The sequence below is a fragment of the Asanoa ferruginea genome (assembly GCF_003387075.1).
GTDB classification, from domain to species: Bacteria; Actinomycetota; Actinomycetes; order Mycobacteriales; family Micromonosporaceae; genus Asanoa; species Asanoa ferruginea.
Genome location: NZ_QUMQ01000001.1, coordinates 5,456,793 through 5,476,856, shown reverse-complemented (window position 1 = coordinate 5,476,856; position 20,064 = coordinate 5,456,793). Strand labels below are relative to the sequence as shown.

The window sequence follows — 20,064 nt, the reverse complement described above, 5'->3', positions numbered from 1 at the left end:
CGGGGCACCCGCGTGGTCCCTCGGCGCTCAGCCGGCCAGGGCCGGGCGGACCAGGAACGCGCCGTCGGCGCCCAACGCGGTGCGCCCGTCGACCCGGTCGACCCACAACTCGTCGTCGCGATGCCGCAGATACCAGCCGGGGTAGTTGGCCGACTCGAGGGCGATCGAGCCGGGCAGCACGCCTGGCCGGGGACAGAAGGTGGCGTCGCCCCGGAAGAGCGTGCTGCCGTCTGGCTCGCTCAACCGCAGCCGCCAGGACATGTGCCGCACATACCGCCCGTCCCAGGCCCGCAGCGTGAAGCAGCTGGGCTTCGCGAGGCCGGGCGTCACGTCGAAGGTCGCGAGCCGCCGGGTGACGGTCGAGGTGGCGGCGTCCACTTTCGCCAGCACGCCGAGGTCGGCTTCCATCGCGACGTATCGGCCGGGTTGATCGGCCGCTTCCAACGAGACACTTCCTGGCCGCAACTCCGCCGAGTTCGGCGACGGTGCGGCGGTCGGTCCGGGTGGGTGGGACTGCGGCCATTGCGGCACCGCGGCGGCGACCACGCCGGCGACGACCACTCCGGCGGCCAGCAGCGCCAGCACCGGACGCGTACCCACGGCGCTTGCGATCTTGAAGATCAGGCCCTTGGCGGGCAGGGCACCGCCGGCGCCGGCCGCCGTTGCCTTGATGTTGCCGAGCATCCCCATCGTCACCGCCGCGGGCACCGGGAGCAGCGCGGCCGCGAGCAACCGGTCGGTCGGGATCAGCCCGGTGGTGGCCTGGCCACACACCCGACACGACCGCACGTGGCGGCTCAGCCGCTTGCGCCACAGCGGGCTCGGGACGCGGTCCCACCCGGACGCGGCAGCGCCGAGCCGCGGGCAGCCTGGTCGGGCCTCCAGCGCGGCGACCACCGAACGGCTCACCTCGAGCTGCTGCCGCGCCCGCTGGATCCGGACCCCGGCGTGTGCGGCGGTCAGCCCGGTGGCGTCGGCGAGCTCGGCCCGGGTCAGGTGCCCGGCGTGCTCCACCCACCAGAGCGACATCAGCATCCGGTCGGCCGGATCCAGCCAGCGACTGGCCCGGGCGATCTGCCGGCGCTGGTCGGAAAGCGCCAGGTGGAGCATCGTCACGTCTTCCACGCCGGCGTCCCGGTCCGCGAGGTCGAGATCCTCGCCAAGGGGGGCACTCCGCTGGTCGGCCGTCCGCCGGCGATGCAGGTGAGTGCCGACCTGGCGCACGGTGATCGCCATCAGCCAGGGGCGGAAGCTGCCCGCGTCGCGCAGGGCCGGCAGGTCTCGAACGGCACGCAGCATCGTGTCCTGCACGACGTCGTCGACGTCGGGGTCGCCTCGCAGGGCCCGGCGGACCACGGTGTAGACCAGCGGCAGGAACCGGACGACCAGCTCGTCGAGCGCCTGCCGGTCACCGTCTCGGGCCGCGACGACCAGCTCCGTCACGTCCACGCCGGAGGCCCGCATCTCCACCTCGCGCTTTGGAAGTCGACTCGCGCGTCGACTGTGAACGAGGTCACCGTCGCCGTCAAGCCCGGCTGCCGGCTTCCGCGCCCCAGCGGCGCGGAAGCCGGCCCTCGCGATCCAGCTGTTCGGCGTCCTACTGGATCGCGATGTCGTCGACGTAGAGACCGTCGGTGCCCGCCGCGGTCTCGACGTAGAGGGTGGCCGCGGACAGGGTGCCCGTCCAGGAGACGGCCGCCGTCCCGAACAGCAACGTCCAACCGCCGGTGCCGACCGACGCGGCCGGGGTCAGCGCGACGTAGCTCGTGGTGCCGCCAGCCGTCAGGGCGAGCGTCATCTTGGCCGACGGGTTGCCGCTCTGGCTGCGCACCCACGCCGTCGTCGCATAGCTCCTGCCGTTGCTGAGCTTCGCCGTGAGGTCCTGGGCGGGCCCGTTCCACGAAGCGGTGCGCCCGGTGATCGACAGTGACCGGGAGCCGCCATGTGCGACGGCGGTGCTCGCCGACAGCGTGCCGGAACCGAAGGTCGTCCACCCGGTGGTGCCGTTCTCCATGGTGCCGTTGGTCAGCAGGTTGCCACCGCCGCTCCCGCCGCCGAACTGCCACCAGTTGACGTTGAAGAGCGTCCCGGTCCCGCCGGCGAAGCGCAGGTAGAGGTCGTGGGTGCCGGTGACGCCGCTGACGCCGCAGGAGACCGTTGTCCACGTCTGCCAGCCGCCGGTGCCGGGAACGGTGCAGGTGCCGGCGACCGGACCGTTGCTCGCGTCGAGGCGCACCTCGATCCGCCCGCCGCTGGTAGCGGACGCGACCCGGGCGCTGAACGAGGTCGCGCCGGTGCCGAAGGCCACCCCTTTGACCTTGATCCAGTCGCCGTTCTCGATCCAGCCGACGTTCACGCCACCTTCGCCGGCGGGCTCCGTCTCCACACCGGATTCCCACGCCATCGTCTCCGCCTCCTGGCGGACGTATGGGTTCAGCGTGCCGACCTGCGGCGCACCGGCGGCCGTCATGTTGATCGCCGGGATGGTGCCGTCGCCGTTGTAGGCGAACCGTTCCACGGCGACCGATCTGGTGTAGCCGCCACCGCCGGGCAGCGCGCCGTTGTGGTAGAAGAAGTAGGAGCCGCCGTTGAAGTCGATGACTCCCGGATGGTTGGTGAAGCTGCTGCCCTGGGTGGGCATCACCGTCCCGCGGTAGGTCCACGGTCCGGTCGGCCCGGGCGCGGTCGAATATCCGATGAACTCGGAGCAGCACTTGGCCGCGAAGACGTTGTAGTAGAGGCCACCGCGCTTGTAGACCCACGGGCCCTCCTCGTAGAGGGTGGGCCGGTTGGCATCGCCGGTGCGGGTGCCGAAACCGCTCGTGGTCAACGGAATCTGGGTGGGCGAGCCCGAGAACGACGTCATGTCCGCGTTCAGCCGCACATACCAGAGCCGGGGATTGCCCCAGTAGAGGTAGGCCTGCCCGTCGTCGTCGACGAAGACGGTGGGGTCGATCTCGCCGTTCTCGACCAGCGGCCGCCCGAGGGCGTCGGCGAACGGACCGGTCGGGCTGTCCGCGACGGCGACCCCGATGGCCATGCCGCCCGTCGCCCTGTTGCGCACCGGCACATACCAGTAGAACCGGCCGTTGCGGGCGACGACCTGGCCGGCCCAGGCGTTGGCGTCGGCCCAGGCGAAGGTGGTCAGGCTGAGCGCCGAGCCGTGGTCGGTCCAGTTGACCAGGTCGGCCGACGAGTAGACCCGCCATTGCTTCATGGTGAAGTAGGTCGACCCGTCCTCGTCGTGTCCGGTGTAGAGGTAGATCCGTCCGTTGTAGACGAGCGGAGCCGGATCGGCGGTGTAGATCGTCTGGACGATCGGATTGTCGGCACGGGCTGTCGTCGGCGCCGCCGTCAGCACGCACAGCAGCGCCAACGGCCCGGCCAGCCAGCGCATCCTCATCATGAGGTGCTACCCCGCGTCCACCGTTGGTTCGCCGCCGCGGTGCAGGTCCAGAGCAGCACCGCGGTGCCGTTGGCGGTGAGGTTGCGGTCGACGTCGAGGCACAACCGGGACGCTTCGCCGCGTAGGGTTCCGTCGGAGCCGAAGCTCCAGCGCTGGTTGGCGCCGCCGTTGCAGTCCCAGAGCTGCGTCTTCGCGCCGGCCGTGGCGCCGAGTGGCGCGTCGAGGCACTTGCCGAAGGCCTGGACGGTCTGGCCGCTGACGGTCCAGCGTTGGTTCGCGCCGCCGTTGCAGGCCCAGATGACCGGCTGGGTGCCGTTGGCCGCGTTGCTCTGTGGCACGTCGAGACACTTTCCGGAGGCCCCGCTGACGAGCGTTCCCGCGCTCGGTGGCGGTGCGCTGCCGCCACCGGAGACGCGGTAGACGGCGGTGCCGTGTGCGGGCACCGTCGCGGTGATCGCCCCGGTGGTGTCGCTGGTCGCGTTCGTCCAGGCATCCCGCAGGGTGAACGACGAGCCGGTCTTGCCGATGGCAGCCGCGGTGGTGGAGATGGTGCTGGTCGACCCGCTCTGGTTGAACAGGGCGACGGCGACGGCGACGTCGTCGTTGGCCAGCCGTTTGGCCAACACGCGGCGGGTGCTGTCGCCGGAGACCTGGTTGGCCTGGAGCGCCAGCGAGTCCTGGTTGATGGCGATCAGATTCTGGTTCTTCAGGATGGCCTGCGTCGCCGAGGTCATCGAGCGCACGTCGTTGCCCGCGATCAGCGGCGCCGCCAGCATGGCCCACAGGGCGAAGTGACTACGCATCTCGGTGTCCGACATGCCGCCGCGGCCGACCTCGAGCATGTCGGGGTCGTTGAAGCCGCCCGGACGCGCATACGCCGCCAACGGAACGGTGACGTTGACGATGTTCTGGATGCCCATGGGATAGCCGTTGGTCTGCCCGGTGTCCCAGGCGTTGGTGATGTCCTCGGTGGTGCGCCAGAGGTTGGCGACGTCGCTCCAGTCGCGCAACGGTCCCGTCTTGGCGTGGATGCTGTTGGGGTTGATGCTGTAGACGATCGGCCGCCCGGTCGCGGCGAGCGCGTCGCGCATCCGGGCGAACGTCGTCACCTGGTCGTTGATGCTCCCGTTGGGCGAGCACCAGTCGTATTTCAGGTAGTCGACGCCCCAGGCCGCGAACTGGCGCGCGTCCTGCGCCTCGTGCCCCTGGCTGCCGGTCGCACCGGGATAGCCGCCGAAGTATTGCGCGCAGGTGCGGTCGACGGGCACCTGGTAGAGCCCGAACTTCAGGTTTCTGGCGTGCAGATAGTCGCCGAGGGCGCGCATCCCGCTCGGGAACCGGGTCGGGTCGCCCTGGAGGTTGCCGGCCGAGTCCCGGTTGGGGTTGAACCAGCAGTCGTCGACCACCACGTGCTGGTATCCCAGGTCGCGCATCCCGGTGCTGACCAGCGCGTCGGCCATCTGCCGGATCAGCGTTTCGTTGATATTGCAGCCGAAGGTGTTCCAGCTGTTCCACCCCATGGGTGGGACGCGGGCGACACCGTTGTCGAGAGCCTGCGCGGCCGGCGCGATAGAGATGATCCCGCCGGCGACGAGCAGCAGTCCGGTCGCCGCCCGGGTTAACCACGACGCGTGCCTCATCTGAGGTGACTCCTTCGATGACCTGGACCTCGCCCGGACCAGTGATGTGAACGCTCACATCGAGGTGCGACGATTATTGCCACAGGGTTTCAAAGGTTTCAAGAGCAGTCCGAAAACTTTTTCGGCGGTCGTCCATCGCGGAGAAAGATCGGCACAGGCTTTCTGTTATACGGTGAACGGCTCGCTGGTCGCCGCACGGAAAGGCCGCCGGTGCGAACGCGACGCATTGCGTTCATGAGAACTGGTGTGGCAGCATCGAGGTCGCGGGATGTGAGCGTTCTCAACAGGCCGGGCAAGCCAGCTAGCGCTGCAAGCGCGAGGGTTCCGGGCCGCTGCGCCGCACCAGCCAGGCGTCGGTGATGTGGGTGAACATCGCTTCGGCCGCGCCGGCCGGGTCATGCGCGGCGATCCGTTCATAGATCCGTCGATGGCCCGCGTTGGAAGCGACACACAGCGCGCGTTCGGTGCGCCCCAAATAGGCAGCGGTCCGGATGACCTGGCTCTGCAGGGAGCGCACGACGGCACGGGCCACGCGGTTGCCGGATGCTCGCATGATCGTGTCGTGGAACTCGCGGTCGTGTTCCTCGTAGGTCACGTGGTCGCCCACGAGCTCGTCCATGCGGTCGACCTGCGCCCGCAGCCGATCGAGCGTCTCCTCGTCAACCTGGCGTGCGGCGACGTTGGCCATGTCTGACTCGAGGACGCGACGGGTGACCACCACATCGTCGAGGATCGCCAGGCTCTCGTCTTCGGCGATCGTGGCGCCGAGCACGAGCTCGTCGAGCATGTCCCACTCCGAGGGGGCCGTGACGATCGTGCCGGTGCCCTGACGGACCTGCACCAGGCCTTTCTCCTGAAGGATCTTGACCGCTTCACGGACGACCGTCCGGCTCACCGCGAACGTCTCGCAGAGCGCCGGCTCCGGCGGCAGCGGCGTGCCCGGCTGATGAACGCCACGGACGATCCGTTCCACCAGCTCCGCGGTGATCGCCTTCGCGAGGTTGGTCGACCGTCGCGCCCAGGCCGGGGGCGCGACAGCCGCCGCGCTCAGGTGACTCGATGCCGTCATCTTTCCCTCCGGCCGCCCGTGGCGGGCTCTTGGCCCGATCCGGAGAGTATACGGCACTGTGTTGACGTCTAACGTCATACGAGTTACGTTCTCGGCACTTTGAGGCGACGGCCCCTCCCCCGCACCGTTGGAGAGTGAGCAGCGATGAAGCAGCGAGCACTTTGGTCTGCGGTCCTGATAGCGGCGTTGGCGATGTCCGGGTGCGGTAGCGCCTCCGGACCCAAGGAGAAGGACAACGGCTCGAGCAGCACCAAGCTCGTCGTCTGGGATTGGAAGTCGGGCGACGCCACCGCGGCGTCCTATGTGCAGAAGGCGAAGGCCGACTTCGCGAAGAAACACCCGGACACCACGGTCGAGTTCGTGGCGCAGCCGTTCGACCAGTACTACACGTTGCTGGGCGCGGCGATCCAGTCCGGCAAAGGTCCCGACGTGATGCTCTTCAACGGTGGCGGGCAGATCCGCGACCGCGTCGACTCGCTCGTGGCCCTCGACGAGTTCGTCGGCGAAGACCGGCAGCGACTGGCCGGCTGGGACGCCTTCAGCAAAGACGGCAAGACCTATGCGGCACCGGTGACCCTCCAGGGACACCCGATCTACTACAACAAGGCGCTCTACACGAAGGCCGGGCTCAACCCCGACAACCCGCCCACGACCTGGGCGGACTTCCTCGCCAATTGCGCGGCCATCGCCAAGGTCGGCGCGAAATGCTTCGCGCAGGGCAACAAGGAAGGCATCGCCATCCAGTTCTTCATGTCGGGCCTGGGCTCCGGGATCCTGACACCCCAGGAGTACGACGACTGGATCGCCGGCAAGCGCAACTGGCAGTCACCCAACGTCAAACGCCTCTTCGAGCTGTGGAAAGAGGTCAACGACGCCGGCCTCAACACCGACGGGGCCAACTCGACCGCGATGTTCAACGACGCCTTCGGGATGTTCGAGGCGGGCAAGGCCGCTCACATGATCGGCCTGATGTCCGACATCGGGCACTGGAAAGACTTCAACGAGTTCCTGAAGCCGGAGAACGTCGGCGTCATGATCGCACCCGTCGTCACCACCGGTGCCACGCCGAGCCTTCCCTACGACGGTGGCATCGGTTACGGGGTCGCCAAGTGGACGAAGGACCCGAAGCTCGCCGCCGACCTCGTGCGGTCCCTCACCTCAACCGACGCCCTGGCCGCCTTCTACGCCGATGCCGGCGCGATCGCCTCCGACACCACGATCGACGTGTCCAAGGCCGGCGCGGCGGTCTCGACGATCGTCGCCGACCTGAAGTCCGGAAAGCCGGCCCTGCACGTCGCGCTGTCCTCGAAGACCATCGACCTGATGGGACGGTTGTCCCAGCAGTTGCTCAGTGGCTCCGTCACGGTCGACAACGCCCTCAAGCAGTTGGCCGCCTCCGACAAGCCGGCCTGAGGTCATGTCGAACACCATCTCGCGACCGTCGGTCCGTCGGGCTGCGGCCGGGCGGGCCGGCGCCGGTCTGCGGGGCGAACGGCTGGCACCCTATGTCCTGGTCGCGCCGGCGATCCTGGTCATCGTCGGCCTCCGGCTGTGGCCGCTGCTGCTGGGCGTCAACTTCTCGTTCACCGGTGACGGCGAGCGCGACGGGGCATCGGTCGGTCTCGACAACTACGCCGACCTCTTTCGCGACCCCCTGTTCCAGACGGCACTGCGCAACGTCGGCCTGCTGGTGCTGCTCCTGCCGATCGCCGTGGCCATCCCCGGACTGCTCGCGACGTTCATCTACCTACGGGTGCCCGGCCACCGGTTCTTCCGCAGCGTCTATTTCTTCCCGGCCGTGCTGTCGCCGGTCATCGTCGGCGCGATCTTCAACCTCCTGCTCGCTTTCGACGGCCCGGTCAACGCCGTCCTGGGCTCGGTCGGCCTCGGGCCGATCGACTGGCTCGGTGACCCGCACGTGGCGATGTTCGCCGTTGTCGGCGTGCACGTCTGGGCGACGTTCGGGATGGCGCTGGTGGTGTTCCTCGCCGGCTTCGCCACTTTGGACGGTGCGCTGCTGGACGCGGCCCGGGTCGACGGCGCGTCGCTACCCCAGACCATTTGGCACGTGATCATCCCGGGCCTCTCGCGGACCATCCAGTTCGTCTTCGTCACCACGATGATCGGGATGCTGACGTCGATGTTCGGCCTGCTCTACGTGATGACCAGCGGTGGACCGGAGGGGTCGACCTATCTCCCCGAGTACTACATCTGGATCCAGCAGGGACAGATGAACCGACCGGCGCTGGCGTCGGCGGCCTCCACCGTGCTCTTCGTGATCATGCTGGTCGTCGGCCTGCTGCAACTCAGCCTGCTCCGCCGTGCCGTGAAGGAGTCCTGATGTCGGGCAACCGCGGGGGCCGCTGGCTGGCCGCCCTGCCGATGGGCATCCTCGCCGTCGCGACGATCTATCCGTTGCTGTTCACCGCCAACGTGGCGATGAAGACCCGGCGTGAATATGTGCTCGACCGGTTCTCCGTCGCCGGCGCCGTACGTTTGGACAACATCACCAGCGCCTGGACCAGCGTGGGCATGGGGCGCTACTTCCTGAACTCCGTCGTGGTGGTCACCGCGGCGGTCGTGCTGCTCCTGCTGCTGGGCTCCATGGCCGGCTTCGCGCTGAGCCAGAGCAGGTTCCGCGGCTCGTCCGTGCTGTTCCTGGGCTGCCTCGCGGCACTGTTCATCCCCTTCCAGGTGATCATGGTCCCGCTGGCCCGGGTCATGGCGGACACCGGCCTGATCGACACGTACCCCGGGCTCGTCCTCGCCTACGTCGCCCAGTTCCTGCCGTTCACGGTCTTCCTGATGACCAGCTACTACCGGACGGTCGCACCCGAGATCATCGACGCGGCCCGGATCGACGGCAACAGCCTCTACGGCGTCTACCGGCGGATCATGCTCCCGATCGGCGCTCCGGCCCTGCTGTCGGTGGGCATCCTGAACGCCCTGTTCTGCTGGAACGACGTGCTCATCGCCTTGCTGATGATGCCGTCGGCCGAGCACCGCACCCTGATGGTCGGTGTCACCGCCCTGCGTGGGCAGTACTCGGCCAACATTCCCACCTTCGCCGCCGGCGTGCTGATCGCGGCGGCCCCCGTCCTGCTGCTCTACCTGTTCCTCCAGCGCCAGATCGCCGACGGTGTCACCGCCGGCGCCACGAAAGGCTGACATGCGCATCACCGGCTATCGCACGCTGACGACGGTCCACGAGTGGGGTCGACCCGTCGGTGACGCCAACGGCGTCTTCGCCGACGGCGTTGTCCCAGTGCCGATCATCATGGTCGACACCGACGAAGGGATCACCGGCATCGGGCTCGGTCCCCACTCCCACATCGAATCCGTCTTCGCGGCGATCGAGGGTGAGGACCCGCGCGGCGTCACGGCACTCTACGACCGGATGCTCCGGCAGACCTTCAAGGCCGGCCATGCCGGGCCCGTGTTCGGCACCATCGGCGCTCTCGACACCGCGCTGTGGGACATCAAGGCCCGCGCCGCCGGTGAGCCACTCTGGCGCCTGCTCGGTGGCCGGGACCGCGCCGTTCCGGCGTACGCCTCCGGTCTGGATATCGGCCTGACCGACGAAGAACTGGTCGCCGCCTACGCCGCCTACGCCAAGCGCGGATTGCGCGCCGCGAAGCTCAAGGGCGGCCTCGACGTCGAGCGCGACCTGCGGCGCCTGATGCTGGTGCGCGAGGTCCTCACCGACGCCGCACACGGGCTGCGGCCCAGCCTCATGCTCGACGCCAACGAGTGCTGGACCCGCAAGCAGGCCGTGCGCCACGTCCGCGAGCTCGAGCGCACCGTCGACCTCACCTGGGTCGAGGAGCCCGTGCGGCGCTGGGACGCCGCGGGCCTCGCCGCCGTCAGCCGCGGCGTGGCCGCGTCGGTCGCCACCGGCGAGAACCTCACCGGCCTCGAACAGTTCCGCCCGTTGATCGCCGCCGGGGCTGTCGACATCGTCCAGACCGCCGCCGTCTGGGGCATCACGCACTTCCTGCGGGTCTCCGCATTGGCGCACGCCCACGATCTGCCGGTCAGCCCGATCGGCACCACTCCCCTGGGGCTGCTGCACGCGGCGACGTCGGTGCCCAACCACATCGCCAGCGAGTTGCAGGACCTGCACCCGCCGGTAGGGGTGTCCCTCGACCTGTCCGTCGAAGACGGCGCGTTCGTCCTCGGCGACTCACCCGGCCTCGGCGTGGCCATCGACGAGGCCGCCATCGCCGCGGCGGCCCGGCAGCCACACGTCACCGGCGGCGACGGGCCGAACGTGCGTCCGGAGCGCGCCGGCCAGCGGCTGCTGGCGCCCGCACCGTCCGACAGCGAGGCGGGTCGATGAAGGCGGTGGTCTACCGGGCCGCACGCCGGCTCGGCGTCGAGGAGATCGACGGCCGGCGACCCGGGCCGGCAGAGGTGCGCATCGCGGTCGCCTACACCGCCATCCGGCTGGTCGCCTCGGGCGCCGAGCGGCTGATCACCCAGGTCGACGCGGACGGAGGAGGATCCCCTTGCAGCGCTACGGCATGGTGACGCGGTTGCGGCCCGACCGACGCGAGGAATATCTGCGATTGCACGCCGCGGTGTGGCCGGCCGTCGAAGAGACGCTCGTCGCCGCGAACATCCGCAACTTCACCATCTTCCTGCACGACGACCTGCTCTTCGGCTACTACGAGTATGTCGGCGAGGACCACGCCGCCGACCAGGCCCGCATCGCCGAGGACCCCGAAACGCAGCGCTGGTGGACTCTGACCGACCCCTGCCAGGAGCCGCCGCACGACGCCCCTGCGGGTTCGCGATGGGCGCCGATGACCGAGGTCTGGCACCTCACCGGGTAGGACGAGCCCCTCAGCGCGCGCACGCCGACCTCGGGCAACGCGGCCCGCGACCGGCGTCCCGTCCCCAGGTAACAGGAGGTCCCATGTTCGGATCCTCACCCACCGCCGCTCGCCGGCTGGCGTCGGCCGCGATGGCCACCGGCCTGGCCGCCGCGGCGGTCGTCCTGCTCGCGCCGGCCACCCCCGCCCTGGCCGCCACCACCACCCTCTATGCCGCGCCCTCGGGCGGTGACACGAGCTGCTCCGCCGCGCAACCGTGCTCGCTGTCGGCCGCACAGACCCGGGTGCGCTCACTGGTCGCCTCGATGACCGGCGATATCGTGGTGCAGCTCGCCGGCGGCGTCTACCGGCTCAGCACACCGCTGCGCTTCACGGCCGCTGACTCCGGCACCAACGGCTACACCGTGCTGTGGCAGGCCGCACCGTCTGCGCAACCGGTGATCAGCGGCGCGCGAGCGGTCACCGGTTGGACGCTCGCCGACTCCGGGAAGAACATCTGGCGCGCCAACGTCGGTGCCGGGCTCGACAGCCGGCAGCTCTACGTCAACGGCGCCCTGGCCACCCGAGCCCGCACCCAGGTCAACCGGGCCGACTTCACCGCGTCGAGCACGGGACTCAGCTTCACCAACAGCGGGCTCGGCTATCTCAACAACCTGGCCAACAAGAGCCGGGTGCAGCTCGAGGCCGTCAATTCCTTCACGGACCGCTACGTGTCGGTGTCGAGCATCGGCGGCAACGTCATCACGATGCAGCAACCGGGGTGGAGCAACAACAATTTCGGGTACGACACCTTCACCAGCCCGCACCGGGCCGGGCCGCTCTATCTCGCCAACGCGTATGAGTTCCTCGACGCGCCGGGAGAGTGGTATCTCGACCCGGGCACGGGCGCGCTGTCCTACATCCCGCTCTCCGGGCAGAGCATGAGCAGCGTCGCCGTCGAGTTGCCGACCCTCCAGTCATTGCTCAGTGTCGGCGGCAGCTACGACGCTCCCGCGCACCACCTCACCTTCAGCGGGATCGTCTTCACCGGCACGAGCTGGCTGGGGGCCAGCAGCAACCAGGGCTATGTGGACCAGCAGACCGGCGCCTACATCGCCGGGAACTGGAGCTGGCCGAGCTTCACCTCGTGCCACAACGGATGCGCACAGTTCGAGGCGACCCGGCCCAACTGGCAGCAGATGCCGGCCGCGGTGCAGGTCTCGGCGGCCAACAACGTCACCTTCAGCGACTCGCAGTTCGTCAACCTCGGTCAGACCGCCATCGGCATCGGCAACGACGCCAACGCGCACACCAGCGGCGTCGGCCTGGGCACCAACAACATCACCGTCACCAGGTCGGAGATCGCGCGCAACGCGGCCGGTGGCATCGTCGTCGGCGGCGTCCGCGCTGACGCGCACCATCCCAGCGACCAGCGGATGACCAACCGAGACGTCACCATCAGCAACAACCGGCTGCACGACCTCGGAATCGACTATCGCGGCATCGTGTCGGTCCTCACGACCTACGTCAACACGGCCACCGTTTCGCACAACGAGGTCTACAACATGCCGTACACCGGAATGTCCATCGGTTATGGCTGGGGCTCCAACGACGCGGGTGGCAGCAACCATTACGCCGACCGGGGCCTCTACAACTACCAACCGCGCTACAGCACCGCGACGACGGCCGCCAACAACCGGGTCACCGGCAACTACGTGCACGACGTCATGCAGCAGATGAACGACGGCGGCTGCATCTACACCCTGTCCGCCAATCCTGGTGGGCTGATCAGCGACAACTACTGCCTGCGGACCAACGGCTACTTCGGTATCTACTTCGACGAAGGTTCCCGCTACTACACCGCACGCACCAACGTGCTTTCCTCGACGGGGACCTGGGCCACCGCCAACTACTTCTTCGCCGAGAACATGGGCAACTTCACGCTGACCAACAACTGGTCGACCAACGGCAGCACCAACGTCACCAACGGCGACCGCGGCAATGTCGTCTTCGGCAATGTCACCGTCTCCAACGGCAACTGGCCGTCGGGCGCCCAGGCCGTGATGACCGCCGCCGGGCCACAAAGCTCGAGCAACCCGCAGAGCGTCATGCTCGTGGGAGGTGCGTCCGGACGCTGCATCGACCTGCCCGGCGCCGCCACCGCCAACGGCACCCAGGCGCAGCTCTGGGACTGCAACGGTGGCACCAACCAACGATGGACCTACACCACAGGCAAACAACTGATGGTGTACGGCAACAAGTGCCTCGACGCCGCCAACCAGGGGACCGTCAACGGCACGCTGGCGATCATCTGGGACTGCAACGGCCAGACCAACCAGCAATGGAACCGCAACACCAACGGCACCATCACCAGCGCACTGTCCGGGCTCTGCCTCGATGCCAGCGGCAACGGCACCGCCAACGGCACCAAGATCCACCTCTGGTCCTGCCACGGCGGCACGAACCAGCAATGGACCTCGCGTAGCTGAGCGAAAGAGGGAACCGGCTCGGGCGGGCAGCCCGAGCCGGTTCGGCACGACCTTTCTGTTATGACGCGCGTCCGTCGATGGTCGGGGCGCACAGGGATTGCCGATGCCGAAATCGTCGTGACACCATCGGTTACACGGCAGCGCCGGGCAGGGCACAAGGCGGATATCGTCACCCCGAAATCAGGCCTTCGGTCCCGGCGCTCCGGTGCCGCATCGCGCGCGGAGCCATTCCTCACCGCCTTACGACGGAACCGGAGAATGGCATGTCCCGGAGACAAATCAGATCGTTGCTTGCCGTGTCCGCCGCGGCAGCCCTTGCCGTGGGCCTGGTGATCGGTGGCGGTTCCGCCGCCAACGCCGGCACCACCCTCGGCGCATCCGCGGCCGAGAAGGGCCGCTACTTCGGCGCCGCGATCAGCGCCGGCAAGCTCGGCGACAACACCTACGCGACGATCCTCAACCGCGAGTTCAACAGCGTCACGCCCGAAAACGAGATGAAGTGGGACGCCACCGAGCCGCAGCAGGGCAACTTCAGCTTTGGCAACGCCGACCGGATCGTCAACCACGCCCGCTCCCACGGCATGCTCGTGCGCGGCCACACCCTGCTCTGGCACTCGCAGCAGCCGGGCTGGGCGCAGAACCTGTCGGGCAGCGCGCTGCGCAACGCGATGAACAACCACGTCACCCAGGTCGCCACCTACTATCGCGGCAAAATCCACACCTGGGACGTGGTCAACGAGGCATTCGCCGACGGCGGCAGCGGCGGCCGCCGCGACTCCAACCTGCAACGCACCGGCAACGACTGGATCGAGGTCGCCTTCCGGCTCGCGCGCAGCGCCGACCCGAACGCCAAGCTCTGCTACAACGACTACAACACTGACGGCATCAACGCGAAGTCGACCGGCATCTACAACATGGTCCGCGACTTCAAGAGCCGCGGCGTGCCCATCGACTGCGTCGGCTTCCAGTCGCACCTGACCAACTCGGCGCCCAGCGACTATCAGGCCAACCTGCAACGCTTCGCCGACCTCGGCGTCGACGTGCAGATCACCGAGCTGGACATCTCCGGATCCAGCCAGGCCAACGCCTACGCGGCGGTCACCCGGGCCTGCATGGCGGTGTCCCGCTGCAACGGCATCACGGTGTGGGGCATCCGCGACAGCGACTCGTGGCGCACCGGCCAGAACCCGCTGCTCTTCGACGGCAGCGGCAACAAGAAGGCGGCGTACGACGCGGTGCTCAACGCGCTGAACGCCGGGACCGGCACCGGCACTCCTCCCCCGTCGACGCCGCCACCCAGCGGCAGCGGCGGCTGCACGGCCGCGGTCTCGTTGAACCAGTGGAACGGCGGGTTCGTCGCCACGGTCCGGATAACCGCCGGGTCCTCGTCGATCAACGGGTGGCGGGTGACGACGACGCTGCCGTCCGGCGCGACGGTCACCGGCTCGTGGAACGCGAACCGCACTGGCACATCCGGGTCCGTCGGATGGACCAATGTCGACTACAACGGCGCGATCGCCGCCGGGCAGTCGACCGAGTTCGGTTTCCAGGCCACCGGCACGGGAAGCGGCATCGTCGCCGGCTGCACGCCGGCCTGAGCGGCGAGCGACCAGGCTGGCGGACGGGGGCGCCCGTCCGCCAGCCTCCCCCGTCGCGGTCAGCCTCGGGTCGCCCGGCGCTCGTATGCACCGGCGAGGATGAGATAGCTGCTCGCCGTCCAGGTGTAGGCGCGGTCGCGCAGGCCGACCCCGGTCTCGGCGTCGAAGTTCTCGGCGAAGCCGGACTTCTCGCACAGGGCCCGGAACCGGAGGCTGATCTCGTCGGCGAGCGCGACGTTGCCCGCCCGGCGCAGGCCATCTTCGATCAGCACGGTGGAGGGCGCCCAGATCGGTCCGCGCCAGTAGCCGTCAGCGGCGTAGTGAGCGGAGTCGACCGGCTCCGTCGCCAGGCCGTGGGTGGTCAGGTGGGTCTCGATGCCGCGCGCCAGGGCGGTCCCGACGTCGCCCGGCAGGTCGGGGCCGAGCACGACGGGCATGAGGTCGAGCAGGCTGGTGCTGGCGCGGCGCCGGCCGGTCAGGGCACTGCGGGCCGCGAACCGTTCACCGTTCCAGAGCTGTTCGAGCATGGCGGCGTGGATCCGGTCGGCGGTCTCGGTCCATCGCTGCGGCGGCTCGCCGAGCTCGACCGCGAGGCCGGCCAGGCAACGTAGCTGCATGACCAGGAACGCGGCGAGGTCCGCCGTCTCGATGACGCGGTCGCCGTCGAAGGTCGTCGCGTTGTCCCAGCCGCTGTCGTTGCCGTGCTGATAGTGGGCGAGGTCGTGGCCGGGCACCCGGCGACTGTCCAGCCAGAACCCGGTCCAGCGGGCGAGCCGTCGATAGGTCTCGGCGAGCTCCGCGCGTTCGACCGGCCGGGGCAGGCCGCGGCGCAGGTGCCGCAACGCCCAGCCGTGGATCGGCGGCTTGACGTAGTTGTAGAGCACCTCGGAGTGGGTCACCGAGTCGGGCAACGCTCCCGCCTCGTCCTGGTGGTCGAAGGGAAGCTGGAACTGGTGCCAGGCCAGGTCCGGCTGACCGGGAGCCAGGGCGATGGCGTTGAAGCAGTGATCCCAGCTCCAGACCTTGTTCATCCAGTGCTTTGACATCAGCACGGCCGGCCGGGCGAGGAAGCCCGCCGGGTCGACGGTGGCCGACCAGAGCACGTAGGCCGCCAGCTCCGCGGCGGGTGTCCGCGCGCTGCGCCAGGGGGCGACCGCGTCGACGAAGGCGTGGAAATCGGCGGCGTTGGTCCGGCACAGCTGCTCGAAGGTGGCCTCGCTGGCGTAGGGACGCCGGGCGGTGGCGTACTCCTCGATCGCGATTTCCCAGGCCTGGCCGGCTGCGAGGGTCAGGGCCCGGTCCGCGGATCCGAGCGCCTGCGCACCGTCGACGCCGAGGTCGCCGGCGAGCACGGTGAGCCGGTAGCGACGCCCGGTCTCGTACGACGTCAACACGTGCGAGCCGTCGACGGGATCGCGGTAGAGGTAGGTGCCGCTGAACGGGGTGAGCGAACGGCTGGCGGCCGAGATCCGCATGCCGAGCCGCATTCCGCGCAGCCGGACGGCGCTCGGGCCGTCGTAGGTCAGCTCGATCCGGCCATCCCCGCTGCTCCAGGTCAGCAGGGTGGCGGTGGCCCGCACGGTCGCGGCGGTGGTCGGCGCGAACCGAAGGATCGGATGGAGGCCCGTCTGGTGTGAGACCAGGTGCAGGTCGTCGTCGTAGGTGTTCTCGGCTACCACCGGGGAGATGTTGAGCCAGGATCCGCGGTAGCTGAACGGGATGTCCTGGACGGAGAACGCCGGACCGGTTGGGGCGACGGTCATGGGTGGCAGCTGCCTTTCGTGGTGCTCGTCGGGTCAGTCTTTGACGGCGCCCGCTGTCACACCGGCGGCGACGTAGCGCTGGGCCAGGATGAGCAGGACGGTGGCGGGGATGGACGCGACGACCGCGGTGGCCATGATGGCGTTCCATTGCTGGTTGTTGTTGCCGATGTAGTGGTAGATCCCGAGGGTGATCGGTTGGTGGTCACCTCCGCCATCCAGAGTGGACGCGAAGACGAAGTCCGACCACGACCACAGGAACGCGAACAGCGAGACCGTGACCAGCGCGTTGCGGCTGACCGGCAGCACGACCGACCAGAAGGTCCGCAGGGCACCGGCCCCGTCGACGACGGCGGCCTGGGTCAACTCCCGCGGGATCCCGGACATGAAGGCCGCGAAGATGAGCACACCGAAGGGCACGGCCAAGGTGGAGTCGGCCAGGATCAGCCCGGCCACCGAGTTGAGCACACCCAGGTTGAGATAGATGGCGTAGAAGCCCATCGCCATGATGATTCCCGGGATCATCTGGGCGATCAGCAGCACGAAGCTGAGCGCGCCGCCGCCCGGTGGTCGCAGCTTGGCCAGCGCGTAGCCGGCGGGCGCGGCCAGCGCCAGGGTGAGCGCGACGGTGCCGAGACCGACCAGGAAGCTGACCCCGAGGTAGGGCAGTTGCTGGTGGAGCACGGCCCGGTAGCCCTCGAGCGTGCCGCCGATCGGGATCAGGTGCGGCGGGTCGGCCCGCATGTCCTGGTCACGGGTGAACGAGACGTTGATCATCCAATAGACGGGGAAGAGCATCAGCGCGGTCAGTGCCACGCCCACGGCGGTCTTCCACCGCCGGTGCAGCCGGTGGGCGGTCATGACAGGTGCTGCCTCCGCTGGACGCGAATGTAGATCAGGCCGGCGACCAGCGCCATGCCGATGAGCAGGTTGCCGACCGCCGCACCCGGGCCGAAGGCCGGCAGCATGTTGCCGAACCCGAGCCGGTAGGACCAGGTGGCGAAAGTGGTCGAGGAGTCGGTCGGCCCGCCCTTCGTCATGATCCAGACGATGTCGAAGACCTTCAGGGTGTAGATCAGGCCGAGCAACAGGGTGATCGCGGAGACCGGTCGCAGCAGGGGAAGCGTGATGCGCCGGAACCGCTGCCAGCCGGTGGCGCCGTCGAGGGCGGCCGCCTCGTAGACGTCGGGCGGGATCGATTTGAGTCCACTGTAGAGAACCACGAGGTTGAACGGGATCCCGATCCAGACGTTGGCGATGACCACCGACACCAGCGACCATTGCGGCGAGGTGAGCCAGTTGACCGGGCTCACACCGAGCGCGCCGAGCCCGGCGTTGACGACACCGGCGTCGCTGTTGAGCATCCATGACCACGTCGACGCGGAGACGATCAGCGGCAGCAGCCACGGGATGAGGAAGAGCGCCCGCAGGGTGCGGGAGAGCGGGAAATGCTGGTGGAAGAACACCGCCAGCGCCATCCCGATGGTGAACTGGAACGCCAGCGACCCGGCGGTGAAGACGACGGTGTGCAGGAGCGCCGGCCCGAACGTCGGATCGGACAGGACCTTCGCGTAGTTGCCCAGGCCCGCGAACGGCGCACCGCCCTGCACGAACGAGCGGACCGTGTATTCGCGCAGGCTCAGCTCGATGTTGCGGTAGACCGGGTAGGCGTAGAACGCCAGCAGGTAGAGCGCGACCGGTGCCAGGAAGAGCCAGCCGGCCCAGCGGGTGCCGTGGCGCCCGGCCGGCTTCCGCGGTGCCGGTGGGAGGGCTTTGGTCGCCCTTCCACCGGCGTCGCGCGCCACCTGTCGCAAGGACGTGGTTGCGTTGTCCATCAGTCGTCGCGTTACTTCGTGCCCGCCGCGGTGTGCGCGGCCGACAACGCCTCCTGCGGCGTCTTCGCACCGCTGAGTGCGGCCTGCACCGCGGTCCACATCGGCTCGGAGATCCTGGGATACCTGGTGCCGAGGTTGTCGCCGGTGCGGCCCTTGGCCGCCTTCACCGCGTCGACCCACACGGCCAGCTTGGGATTGGCCTCGACCTGCTTCGCCTGCACCGCCGCGACCGGCGCGATGTAGGACAGGGTCGTGTCGGTGGCCAGCAGTTTGTCGCCGCTGGTCAGGCAGGCGACCAGCTTCTGCGAGGTGGCATACCGGCCGGTGTCGCTCTGTACCGGGATCGAGACGAACTCGCCGCCGGTGGGCGCCGGTGCCGTGCCGCCCGAGCTGCCGGGGATCGGGATGATGCCGTAGTCGAAGCCGAGCTTCTCCGCGTTGGCCAGTTGCCAGGTGCCGTTCTCGCCGAACGCGTAGTCGCCGCTGGCGAACTCCTGCCAGCTCGTGGTCTGGGTGTTGTTGATGACCGAGTTGGGCGCGTAGCCCTGCTTGAGCCAGTCGGTCCACAGCGACAGCGCCGCCACCGCCGGCGCGGAGTCCAGCGCGGTCAGTTGCGCGCCGGAGCCCCAGAACCACGGCAGGAACTGGAAGCTGCCTTCCTCGGTGCCGATCGCGGAGAAGGTGATGCCCTTCTTGCCGGCCGCCTTGACTTTGGCCAGGGCGGCGGTGAGCGAGGGCCAGTCCTTGACGGTGGCGAGGTCGACCCCGGCACCGGTGAGCAGAGCCTTGTTGTAGTAGAGCGCCAGCGTGTTGGCGCCGATCGGGACGCCGAAGGTCTTGCCACCGGTCTGGCCGGCGCCCAGCAGGTTCGGCTCCATCGACGAGGTGTCCAGCTTGGTGTCCTCGGTCGTGGTCAGTGCGCCGGCCTCGGCCAGGGTCGAGATCACCGGGTTGTCGACGACGAGAACGTCGGGAGAGTTGTCCTGTTGCGCCGCCAGCAGCGCCTTGTTGGTCAGGTCGGTGGTGTCGTAGCCGGTGCGCTCGACGGTGACGCCGGCGCTGGTGCCGCAGTCCTTGAGCAGCTTGACCCAGTCGGAGTCGTCGGCGAACTGCGGGTACGGATCCCAGATGGCGTAGCTGCCGCCACCCTCGCTGGGCTTCTCCTCATCGGACGAACAGGCCGTCAACATGGCGGCGAGGGCGACCGCGACCACGGCGGCGCTGCCCGCGCGCCGCCGGAAGGTGGATGTCTGCACTGTGCCTCACTCTTGAGTCGATCTTCGGGGAATGGGTCCGACCAAGCTTGAGCGAACCGATTCGGCGAATCGGTTCGCATGAAGATAGGACGCCGCGATGCGCCGGTCAAGAAGCGCTCGCTTCGCGAATCGGCCAGACATTGACAGTCGTGATGGAGTGGTCCTACGCTGCGCGGCGAATCGGTTCGCTCGCACCT

At 68.8% G+C, this 20,064-nt stretch carries 16 protein-coding genes; 8 read left to right on the top strand and 8 right to left on the bottom strand.

Annotation, left to right across the window (positions count from 1 at the left end):
• Nucleotides 1-27: 27 nt before the first annotated feature.
• The 4 genes from DFJ67_RS25705 to DFJ67_RS25690 all read right to left on the bottom strand — a co-directional run bounded on the left by DFJ67_RS25705 (nt 28) and on the right by DFJ67_RS25690 (nt 6,193).
• The gene (locus tag DFJ67_RS25705) at nt 28-1,443 is read right to left on the bottom strand and encodes a sigma-70 family RNA polymerase sigma factor (protein ID WP_244940440.1); all 1,416 of its coding nucleotides are present in this window, start codon (nt 1,441-1,443) and stop codon (nt 28-30) included.
• A 154-nt stretch (nt 1,444-1,597) separates the two neighbouring features.
• Complete coding sequence (locus tag DFJ67_RS25700) at nt 1,598-3,397, bottom strand: family 43 glycosylhydrolase (protein WP_203784036.1); 1,800 nt, start codon at nt 3,395-3,397, stop codon at nt 1,598-1,600.
• 5 nt (nt 3,398-3,402) lie between these two features.
• The gene (locus DFJ67_RS25695) at nt 3,403-5,046 is read right to left on the bottom strand and encodes a glycoside hydrolase family 27 protein (protein WP_116070367.1); all 1,644 of its coding nucleotides are present in this window, start codon (nt 5,044-5,046) and stop codon (nt 3,403-3,405) included.
• A 301-nt stretch (nt 5,047-5,347) separates the two neighbouring features.
• Nucleotides 5,348-6,193 carry a FadR/GntR family transcriptional regulator gene (locus DFJ67_RS25690; protein ID WP_203784029.1) on the bottom strand — a complete coding sequence of 282 codons (846 nt, stop codon included), beginning with the start codon at nt 6,191-6,193 and terminating at the stop codon, nt 5,348-5,350.
• Between the two features lie 114 nt (nt 6,194-6,307).
• Here DFJ67_RS25690 and DFJ67_RS25685 point away from each other — a divergent pair, with 114 nt between their 5' ends.
• The 8 genes from DFJ67_RS25685 to DFJ67_RS25650 all read left to right on the top strand — a co-directional run bounded on the left by DFJ67_RS25685 (nt 6,308) and on the right by DFJ67_RS25650 (nt 15,016).
• Nucleotides 6,308-7,528 carry an ABC transporter substrate-binding protein gene (locus tag DFJ67_RS25685; protein WP_239097449.1) on the top strand — a complete coding sequence of 407 codons (1,221 nt, stop codon included), beginning with the start codon at nt 6,308-6,310 and terminating at the stop codon, nt 7,526-7,528.
• A 4-nt stretch (nt 7,529-7,532) separates the two neighbouring features.
• Entirely contained in the window at nt 7,533-8,456 is a 924-nt protein-coding gene (locus tag DFJ67_RS25680; protein WP_116070364.1) for a carbohydrate ABC transporter permease, read from the top strand.
• Nucleotides 8,456-9,283 (top strand): carbohydrate ABC transporter permease, encoded by an 828-nt coding sequence (locus DFJ67_RS25675; protein WP_116070363.1) that lies wholly within the window; start codon nt 8,456-8,458, stop codon nt 9,281-9,283. The genes DFJ67_RS25680 and DFJ67_RS25675 overlap by 1 nt, the downstream gene beginning before the upstream one ends.
• A 1-nt stretch (nt 9,284) precedes the next feature.
• A complete protein-coding gene (locus DFJ67_RS25670; protein ID WP_116070362.1) occupies nt 9,285-10,454 on the top strand; it encodes a mandelate racemase/muconate lactonizing enzyme family protein in 1,170 nt (389 codons plus the stop codon).
• Complete coding sequence (locus DFJ67_RS25665) at nt 10,451-10,645, top strand: hypothetical protein (protein ID WP_116070361.1); 195 nt, start codon at nt 10,451-10,453, stop codon at nt 10,643-10,645. Before DFJ67_RS25670 ends, DFJ67_RS25665 begins: the two co-directional genes overlap by 4 nt.
• Nucleotides 10,624-10,950, top strand: a complete 327-nt coding sequence (locus tag DFJ67_RS25660) for an L-rhamnose mutarotase (RefSeq protein WP_203784032.1) — start codon at nt 10,624-10,626, stop codon at nt 10,948-10,950. Before DFJ67_RS25665 ends, DFJ67_RS25660 begins: the two co-directional genes overlap by 22 nt.
• A gap of 83 nt (nt 10,951-11,033) precedes the next feature.
• On the top strand, nt 11,034-13,418 hold the full coding sequence (locus tag DFJ67_RS25655) for a ricin-type beta-trefoil lectin domain protein (protein WP_116070359.1): 2,385 nt from the start codon (nt 11,034-11,036) through the stop codon (nt 13,416-13,418).
• 263 nt (nt 13,419-13,681) lie between these two features.
• The gene (locus tag DFJ67_RS25650; RefSeq protein ID WP_116070358.1) at nt 13,682-15,016 is read left to right on the top strand and encodes a glycoside hydrolase family 10 protein; all 1,335 of its coding nucleotides are present in this window, start codon (nt 13,682-13,684) and stop codon (nt 15,014-15,016) included.
• A gap of 59 nt (nt 15,017-15,075) precedes the next feature.
• Here DFJ67_RS25650 and DFJ67_RS25645 read toward each other — a convergent pair whose 3' ends face one another.
• Genes DFJ67_RS25645 through DFJ67_RS25630 form a run of 4 tightly spaced genes read right to left on the bottom strand, consistent with a single transcriptional unit; the run spans nt 15,076 to nt 19,867 of the window.
• Nucleotides 15,076-16,779, bottom strand: a complete 1,704-nt coding sequence (locus tag DFJ67_RS25645) for an amylo-alpha-1,6-glucosidase (protein WP_116070357.1) — start codon at nt 16,777-16,779, stop codon at nt 15,076-15,078.
• A gap of 33 nt (nt 16,780-16,812) precedes the next feature.
• A complete protein-coding gene (locus DFJ67_RS25640; RefSeq protein WP_116070356.1) occupies nt 16,813-17,637 on the bottom strand; it encodes a carbohydrate ABC transporter permease in 825 nt (274 codons plus the stop codon).
• Complete coding sequence (locus tag DFJ67_RS25635; protein ID WP_116070355.1) at nt 17,634-18,611, bottom strand: carbohydrate ABC transporter permease; 978 nt, start codon at nt 18,609-18,611, stop codon at nt 17,634-17,636. Before DFJ67_RS25635 ends, DFJ67_RS25640 begins: the two co-directional genes overlap by 4 nt.
• 11 nt (nt 18,612-18,622) lie before the next feature.
• Nucleotides 18,623-19,867: a sugar ABC transporter substrate-binding protein gene (locus DFJ67_RS25630; protein ID WP_239097450.1), complete on the bottom strand. Its 1,245-nt coding sequence runs from the start codon at nt 19,865-19,867 to the stop codon at nt 18,623-18,625.
• Between the last annotated feature and the right edge of the window lie 197 nt (nt 19,868-20,064).